Origin of the sequence: Paraburkholderia sp. (assembly GCF_024281035.1) — a bacterium.
GTDB lineage: Bacteria > Pseudomonadota > Gammaproteobacteria > Burkholderiales > Burkholderiaceae > Paraburkholderia.
Genome location: NZ_JAMXLH010000033.1, coordinates 1 through 7,825, shown reverse-complemented (window position 1 = coordinate 7,825; position 7,825 = coordinate 1). Strand labels below are relative to the sequence as shown.

The following is a 7,825-nucleotide window of genomic DNA, read 5'->3' as shown; positions in this document are numbered from 1 at the left end:
CGGCGGGATCGAGCGTGCCGAACTGACGCGACGAGCCGATCAGCACCTGTCCCGTCGGCCGCGGCTGCACGTTGAACGCGACCGACGTGCCGCGCGCGTGATGCGCGCTCTTGATGTAGCCGAGCTCCAGCACCTGATGCCGGATCGTGCCCGGATAGCGGTCGGTGATGAGCAGGTGTCCCTTCTTCGGCTGCAACGGCAGGCCCGGCAACAGCCGCACGGCATCGAAGCCGTTGGCGACCAGCACCGCGCCCGCCGCGATCGACTCACCGTCGGCAAGCTGCACGCCCGTGCGCGTGACGCACTCGACGTTCGCATCGAGCCGGGTTTCGATGCGCCCCTTCACCGGCTGTTCGAGCAGCCACGCAGCGACGGCCGGCGCATAGACCACGCCGTCGTCGGGCACAATCATCGCGCCGCGCAAGTCCTCGCGCAATGCGGGCTCGGCTGCGCGCAACGCCTGCTCGTCGAGCATCGCGCACGCCACGCCGTCGCGCGCGAGCGACTGCTGGCGAGTCTGGGCATAGGCGTATTCGTCGTCGTCCGTGGCGACCCACAACGTGCCGCAGCGAACGAACGCGTGGCGCGCATCGAGGCGCGGAGCAAGATCGAGCCAAAGCTGGCGTGACCACGCGGACAGCGCGAACTCGGCGCGTGTGTCGTCCATCACCACGAGATGGCCCATGCCGGCCGCCGTCACGCCGCCGCCCACCACGCCGCGCTCGAGGACGAGCACATCGGCGCCGAGAGCGGCCAGCTCGTACGCGCACGCCGCACCGACGATACCTGCGCCGACCACCACGACATCCGGCGCGCCTTCCCCCACTTTTGTCACGCACGAATGCCCCAGGCGAACGGATCGGCGTCGGAGAACAGCAGACGCGCCTCGGCGTTCACATGCGCCGTGCCGCGCACGCTCGGACGCACATAACCCGCGGGCAGACCCGGCTCCACTGCATAACCCGCCTCGAACACACTGCCGATGATGCTGGCCTGATGCCACGACGCGCCCGGCGCGAGCTTGCCGTCGGCGGCCAGGCACGCGATCTTCGCGCTCGTCCCGGTTCCGCAGGGCGAGCGGTCATACGCCTTGCCGGGACACAGCACGAAGTTGCGGCTGTCGATGCCGGCGCGGTCGGGTTCGGCGAACAGCTCGACGTGGTCGATCAGCGCGCCGTCCGCGCCGGTGATGCCGTTCGCCTCCAGCGCGCGCCGCATCGCCCAGGCCGCGTCGGTCAACGTTTCGATGTTGGCAAACGTGAGCGGCAACCCGTGATCGGCGACCAGGAAGAACCAGTTGCCGCCCCATGCGATGTCGCCATGCACGCGCCCGTGGCCGGGCACATCGAGCGGCACGCCCGCGCGGTAACGATACGCGGGCACGTTGCGCACGGTCACGCTGGCATCGGCGTGCAGTTCGGCCTCGACGACGCCCACGGGCGTCTCGACCCGGTGAACGCCGGGCGCGATACGGCCGAGATGCGCGAGCGACACGATCAGGCCGATCGTGCCGTGACCGCACATGCCGAGAAAGCCGACGTTGTTGAAAAAGATCACGCCCGCCGAGCAGGTCGGATCATGCGGCTCGCACAGGAGCGCGCCGACCATCACGTCCGAGCCGCGCGGCTCGTTGACGATGGCCGCGCGCACGTGGTCGAAGTCGCGGCGGAAGATTTCGAGGCGTTCGGCAAGCGGGCCGTGGCCGAGATCGGGGCCGCCCGAGATCACGAGGCGGGTGGGTTCGCCACCGGTATGCGAATCGATGACGTCAATGTGAGAGAGCGTTTTCATGGCGGTAATCGTAAGCGGCCACGATTTCGGCGTCTTGGCCGAACACACCTGCTCCGCTGATGATTTCGGCATAGTGCCCGGACGACCTGTTGACCGGTCCAGTGGCCGCTTTTGCGCCCTGCGGTGAAATCAGTGGTGCCAGGTGGTGCCAGTAAGCACAACCCTGCCGGGATTACCCGAGTAGCCAGAAAGGCCCGTTGGTGAGCCTGTGAGCGCGGTTGCGCGACTATGCCGATTTCTGCATCGCCGCTGTTTATTTTCCCCAAGACTCGGCAACTTCTGGATTCGTATATTGAGCTAGCCCATCACCGCCAGATCCGGAGCACTGGGCTTGAGCGCCCACAAGGCCATTGAGGGTGCAGCCACTGGCACCGCCCCATATAACGAGGAACGAGGAGTCCAAATCAATGAACTTTCGTCTGACACCCCTATCCGCCGCAATGATCCTGGGGGCAACCCTGACAAGCGCCCCGAGTGCGTTTGCCGCGTCTCCGGTTAACGTCCAGATCGGTTTTGCTGCACCGCTCACCGGCGGCCAGGCTCACTACGGCGCCGACTTCCGCAGCGGCGTGCAACTCGCAATCGACGACATGAACGCCACGAACCCGGTCATCGGCGGCAAGCCCGTGCACTTCGTGCTCGACGCCCAGGACGACCAGGCCGATCCGCGCACGGGCACGACCGTGGCGCAAAAACTCGTCGACGACGGCGTCGTCGCCGTCATCGGCCATTACAACTCGGGCACGAGCATCCCGGCCGCGCCGATCTACGCAAAAGCGGGCATCCCCGAAATCGCGATGGCGACGGCGCCGACCTACACGCGCCTCGGCCTGCCCACCACGTTCCGCCTGCTGACCTCGGACACCCAGCTGGGCAGCGTGCTCGGCGACTACGCCGTGAAGGGTCTGAAGTTCAAGCGCCTCGCAGTCGTCGACGACCGCACGGCCTACGGCCAGGGCGTGGCCGAAGAGTTCACCAAGGCCGCGAAGGCTGCGGGCGCAACGATCGTCGATCAGGAATACACGACCGACAAGGCCGTGGACTTCCGCTCGATTCTCACGAAGATCAAGGCGGCGAACGTCGATGCGGTGTTCTACGGCGGCGCCGACACCCAGGCCGCGCCCATGCTCAAGCAGATGCGTTCGCTGGCGATCAAGTCGCCGCTGCTCGGCCCGGACATGCTCCAGTCCGACAATCTGATCAAGGTCGCCGGCGACGCGAGCGAAGGCACGCTGGCCGCATCGGAGGGTGCCCCGCTGGCCCAGATGCCGGGCGGCAAGGCGTTTGCGGAGCACTACAAGGCGCGCTTCAATCAGCCGGTGGAACTGTATGCGCCGTATGCTTACGACGGCACGATGGCCGTGTTCAACGCGATGAAGAAGGCCAACTCGACCGATCCGCATGTGTTCATCACGGCGCTGAAGGCGACGAACATGAAGGGCGTCACGACCAGCGAACTTTCCTATGACCAGTACGGCGACCTGAAGTATGGCGGCGTGACCGTGTACAAGGTCACCGACGGCAAGTGGGTGCCGTTGCAGACGGTGGGCACGAAGTAAGGCTTGCTGGAACCGCGCGCCATGCCGGGCGCGCGATTAAATTCAGTACTTGAAAGCGATGCGGGGGATGCGCCTTACAGCGCATCCCCCGCATTAACATGTAACGCCGGCTAAGAGACGTATAAGCCGAAATTACATGTCCATACCCATGCCGCCCATGCCGCCCGGCATGCCGCCAGGCATCGGAGCATCTTCCTTCGGCACTTCTGCGACGGCTGCGTCCGTCGTCAGCAGCAGGCCAGCAACCGAAGCTGCGTTTTGCAGCGCGGTGCGCGTGACCTTCGTCGGGTCGACCACGCCGGCTTCAACCAGGTCGCCGTACTCGCCGGTCGCTGCGTTGTAGCCATAGTTGCCGTTGCCAGCAGCGACTGCCGCGACCACGACGCTGGCTTCTTCGCCGCCGTTCGTGACGATCTGGCGCAGCGGCTCTTCCATTGCGCGCAGGACGATCTTGATACCTGCGTCCTGATCGGCGTTGGCGCCCTTCAGGCCCGAAACTGCCGTGCGAGCGCGGATCAGCGCGACGCCGCCGCCGGGGACGATGCCTTCTTCAACGGCAGCGCGGGTGGCGTGCAGCGCGTCTTCGACGCGTGCCTTCTTTTCCTTCATTTCGACTTCGGTCGCAGCGCCGACCTTGATCACTGCCACGCCGCCGGCGAGCTTCGCCACGCGCTCTTGCAGCTTTTCGCGGTCGTAGTCCGAGGTCGCTTCTTCGATCTGCGTGCGGATCTGCTTCACGCGCGCTTCGATGCTTGCGGCTTCGCCAGCGCCGTCGATGATCGTCGTGTTTTCCTTGCCCACTTCGATGCGCTTGGCTTGACCCAGTTCTTGCAGGGTTGCCTTTTCGAGCGTGAGGCCGGTTTCTTCCGCAACGACCTGACCGCCGGTCAGGATCGCGATGTCTTCCAGCATCGCCTTGCGACGGTCGCCGAAGCCCGGAGCCTTGACGGCGACGGTCTTCAGGATGCCGCGGATGTTGTTGACGACGAGCGTTGCGAGCGCTTCGCCTTCGACGTCTTCAGCGATGATCAGCAGCGGACGGCCGGCCTTCGCGACTTGTTCCAGAACCGGCAGGAGGTCACGGATGTTCGAGACCTTCTTGTCGTGCAGCAGCACGAACGGGTTTTCCAGAACGGCGACTTGCTTGTCCGGGTTGTTGATGAAGTACGGCGAGAGGTAGCCGCGGTCGAACTGCATGCCTTCGACGACTTCCAGCTCGTCTTGCAGCGACTTGCCGTCTTCGACGGTGATGACGCCTTCCTTGCCGACCTTGTCCATCGCTTCAGCGATGCGGTCGCCGATCGACGAATCGCTGTTCGCCGAGATCGAGCCGACTTGCGCGATTTCCTTGTTGGTCGTGCAGGGCTTGCTGATCTTGCGCAGTTCTTCTATCGCTGCTGCGACGGCCTTGTCGATGCCGCGCTTCAGGTCCATCGGGTTCATGCCCGAGGCGACATACTTCATGCCTTCGCGGACGATCGACTGGGCCAGCACCGTGGCGGTCGTGGTGCCGTCACCGGCGTTGTCGCTGGTCTTGGAAGCGACTTCCTTGACCATCTGCGCGCCCATGTTCTGGAGCTTGTCCTTCAGCTCGATTTCCTTCGCGACCGAGACACCGTCCTTGGTGACCGTCGGGCCGCCGAACGAGCGTTCGAGCACCACATTACGGCCCTTCGGACCCAGCGTGACCTTCACTGCGTTGGCGAGAATGTTCACGCCTTCAACCATCTTGGAACGGGCGGAATCGCCGAACACGACGTCTTTAGCTGCCATCTTCTAACTCCTTGAATTCTCGAATAGTGTGCGGTGCAATGAACTTACCGGTTCACCACAGCCATGATGTCTTCTTCGCGCATCACCAGCAGTTCCTGGCCGTCGACCTTGACGGTCTGACCAGCGTACTTGCCGAAAAGAACGCGGTCGCCGACCTTCACGTCGAGGGCGATCAGTGCGCCCTTGTCGTCGCGCTTGCCCGGGCCGATGGCCAGGACTTCGCCTTGATCCGGCTTTTCGGCCGCTGCGTCCGGGATCACGATGCCCGAAGCGGTCTTGGTTTCTTGATCCAGGCGCTTGACGATCACGCGATCATGCAAAGGACGAAGGTTCATGGATAGATCCTCTCTCTCTTGATTGGGACTTGAAGACACTCAAGAACACCTGGCGGGCGAGGCCCACCAGAAAATTGTTAGCACTCTCGTGCGACGAGTGCTAATTATATGGACGAGGAATGACAAATTCAAGAACGGGGGCGGGAGTTGCTTTCGGGACGGTTGAGATTCACCCAATCTGGAACTCCATTCACTTGATCTGGAACTCCAGGCACTCGCAAAAGCAGCCGCATTTATTATTTTCCTCATTGGAAACATAGAGTTAAACAATAAAAACACGCCACCTGGCAGGCCAGACCTAACGACCGCACGCTATTCAAACCAGCAATTGAAGCCTGCAACGCAGGCTTCAACGCGTCGCGATGGCCGTAGCCGCGCCAGGGAAATTCCCGATCTGAGGGGTCGGAAGCCCGGCCGAACATTCCGGGCGCCTGCGGCGTTGCACGCTGGAGTGGATTCGCTGGATAAATGAAAGGTCACTGCCGGGAAGCATGTTCCGCGGTCTGCACGGTCGGTTCAGACTCATCGACTCAATCGGGCGGGAAATCGATCAGCTTGAGAAACTGAAAAGTGGCTGGCATAAGCACAAACGCACAAACCGTTTGATGACGCGTCAGCACCAGTCCGTCGTATCATTTGATTTCATCCAACGCCAGGAATCTTGAATCGATGATCCGGATTTCCCGTATTTCCCTACGCCGGTGGTCTGCGATGACGATCGTCGCCATCGTTGCAGCGACATCGGCACTACCCGCGCAAGCACAGCCCGACCGACGCGGTTATGGCGGTCACGGCCGGCCCGAATATCGCGGTGGCGGCTATCGTGGCGGGCATGGCGGCTATCGCGGTGGACACGACGGCGGCGGACATGGCGACAACGGTCTGGTCGGCGGCCTGGTTGTGGGTGCGCTCCTTGGCGCGGTCGCAGGCGCGGTCATTTCGAACGCGACGCAGGCACCGCCAGCCGATGTCTATTCCGCGCCCCCGCCGCCACCGCCCCCGGGCGCCTACTACTATCCGAACAACTATCCGCCCGGCTACTAAGCTGGTGTGCCATGGCGCGACGCCCATGCACGCAATGCCGGGGCGACGCGCAGTTGCCTGCAGCCCGTCTATCAGAGAGCTTCCAACCATGAAAAAAACGGTTCGCAAGACTGTTGTTCCCGCCTTGTTCGTCCTTGCCTTCTGCACCACTTCCGCGTGGGCGCAAACGGCGGCGACGAGCAGTCCGGACGCGGCATCGTCCGTGGCTGCAAATCGCGCGCAGAAACATGCCGATTTCGTGGAGCAACGGATCGAGCGGCTCCATTCCGAATTGAAGATCACCGCTCAGCAGTCGCAGCAGTGGGATGCATATGCACAGGTCATGCGCGACAACGCCAGGAGCACCGATTCCGCAATTCGGGATCGCGCGCAAAAACTTCATTCGCTGAATGCCGACGACGCAATGAAATCCTATGCATCGCTCGCTCAGTTGCATGCCGATAACATGCAGAAACTCGCGACCGCGTTCAGCACGCTGTACGCGTCGCTGTCCGACGATCAAAAGGCGATTGCAGACGAGTTGTTCCGCAACCAGCGTGCGCGCTCGCATATGAGCCATTCCGGGCACAAGCCAGCGGCATCGTCCGGCGCGGCTTCGGCTCCGGTTGCGGCATCGAACTGATCCGGCTCGGGGCCGACGGCAGCTTGTGCAGTCGCACGCCGTACCGTGGCGTCCGGCGCGCCCAATGCAAATCGCTGCCCGGTCCCGAACATCCTCCATACAAACCCATCGAGCCGGCCGCCGGAATCAAAGGGCGCTGACCAGCTCCGGCACGAGCGTGAACAGGTCGCCCACGAGGCCGTAATCGGCGACGCTGAAAATCGGCGCTTCTTCGTCCTTGTTGATCGCGACGATGACCTTCGAGTCCTTCATGCCCGCGAGGTGCTGGATCGCACCCGAGATGCCCACCGCGATGTACAGCTGCGGCGCGACGATCTTGCCGGTCTGGCCGACCTGGTAGTCGTTCGGCACGTAGCCCGCGTCCACCGCCGCACGTGAAGCGCCCAGTGCTGCGCTGAGCTTGTCCGCGAGCGGCTCGAGGATCTTCGTGTAGTTCTCGCCGCTGCCCAGACCGCGGCCGCCCGAGACGATGATCTTTGCGTTGGTCAGTTCCGGACGGTCGAGCTTCGTGACTTCACGGCTCACGAACTGTGACAGGCCGCTGTCGGCTGCGGCTTCGAGCTTCTCGACCGCTGCGCTGCCGCCTTCTGCAGCAACGGCGTCGAACGCCGTCATGCGAACCGTGATGACCTTGATGGGATCGGCCGACTGAACCGTTGCGATTGCATTGCCCGCGTAGATCGGGCGCTCGAACGTGTCGG

8 protein-coding genes are annotated in these 7,825 nt (G+C 63.4%); 3 read left to right on the top strand and 5 right to left on the bottom strand.

Annotated elements, in window-relative coordinates; translation table 11 throughout:
• A partial coding sequence (locus Q0L30_RS12485; protein ID WP_296655363.1) for an FAD-binding oxidoreductase occupies window positions 1-826 on the bottom strand: 826 nt, incomplete at its 3' end.
• Between the two features lie 5 nt (window positions 827-831).
• Window positions 832-1,791: a 4-hydroxyproline epimerase gene (locus Q0L30_RS12480; RefSeq protein WP_296655360.1), complete on the bottom strand. Its 960-nt coding sequence runs from the start codon at window positions 1,789-1,791 to the stop codon at window positions 832-834.
• A 407-nt stretch (window positions 1,792-2,198) separates the two neighbouring features.
• Here Q0L30_RS12480 and Q0L30_RS12475 point away from each other — a divergent pair, with 407 nt between their 5' ends.
• On the top strand, window positions 2,199-3,350 hold the full coding sequence (locus Q0L30_RS12475; protein WP_296655358.1) for a branched-chain amino acid ABC transporter substrate-binding protein: 1,152 nt from the start codon (window positions 2,199-2,201) through the stop codon (window positions 3,348-3,350).
• Window positions 3,351-3,482: 132 nt separating this feature from the next.
• Here Q0L30_RS12475 and groL read toward each other — a convergent pair whose 3' ends face one another.
• Complete coding sequence (gene groL / locus Q0L30_RS12470) at window positions 3,483-5,123, bottom strand: chaperonin GroEL (RefSeq protein ID WP_296655356.1); 1,641 nt, start codon at window positions 5,121-5,123, stop codon at window positions 3,483-3,485.
• 44 nt (window positions 5,124-5,167) lie between these two features.
• On the bottom strand, window positions 5,168-5,458 hold the full coding sequence (groES, locus tag Q0L30_RS12465) for a co-chaperone GroES (protein ID WP_296655354.1): 291 nt from the start codon (window positions 5,456-5,458) through the stop codon (window positions 5,168-5,170).
• A 711-nt stretch (window positions 5,459-6,169) separates the two neighbouring features.
• Between groES and Q0L30_RS12460 the strand changes: the two genes are divergently transcribed.
• Together Q0L30_RS12460 and Q0L30_RS12455 are read left to right on the top strand one after the other, a co-directional pair.
• Complete coding sequence (locus Q0L30_RS12460) at window positions 6,170-6,502, top strand: hypothetical protein (protein WP_296655352.1); 333 nt, start codon at window positions 6,170-6,172, stop codon at window positions 6,500-6,502.
• Window positions 6,503-6,527: 25 nt separating this feature from the next.
• Window positions 6,528-7,124, top strand: coding sequence for a Spy/CpxP family protein refolding chaperone (locus tag Q0L30_RS12455; protein ID WP_296655351.1), 597 nt, complete (start codon window positions 6,528-6,530; stop codon window positions 7,122-7,124).
• 126 nt (window positions 7,125-7,250) lie between these two features.
• On the opposite strand, the gene Q0L30_RS12450 is transcribed toward Q0L30_RS12455, so the two are convergent.
• Window positions 7,251-7,825 (bottom strand): FAD-binding protein (locus tag Q0L30_RS12450; protein WP_296655349.1); only part of this gene is annotated, 575 nt, incomplete at its 5' end.

What these genes read in the sequence shown, in the direction of transcription:
- Q0L30_RS12480 (WP_296655360.1), bottom strand. Translation starts at nt 1,791, where the DNA reads ATGAAAACGCTCTCTCACATTGACGTCATCGATTCGCATACCGGTGGC.
- Q0L30_RS12475 (WP_296655358.1), top strand. Translation starts at nt 2,199, where the DNA reads ATGAACTTTCGTCTGACACCCCTATCCGCCGCAATGATCCTGGGGGCA.
- groL (WP_296655356.1), bottom strand. Translation starts at nt 5,123, where the DNA reads ATGGCAGCTAAAGACGTCGTGTTCGGCGATTCCGCCCGTTCCAAGATG.
- groES (WP_296655354.1), bottom strand. Translation starts at nt 5,458, where the DNA reads ATGAACCTTCGTCCTTTGCATGATCGCGTGATCGTCAAGCGCCTGGAT.
- Q0L30_RS12460 (WP_296655352.1), top strand. Translation starts at nt 6,170, where the DNA reads ATGACGATCGTCGCCATCGTTGCAGCGACATCGGCACTACCCGCGCAA.
- Q0L30_RS12455 (WP_296655351.1), top strand. Translation starts at nt 6,528, where the DNA reads ATGCACGCAATGCCGGGGCGACGCGCAGTTGCCTGCAGCCCGTCTATC.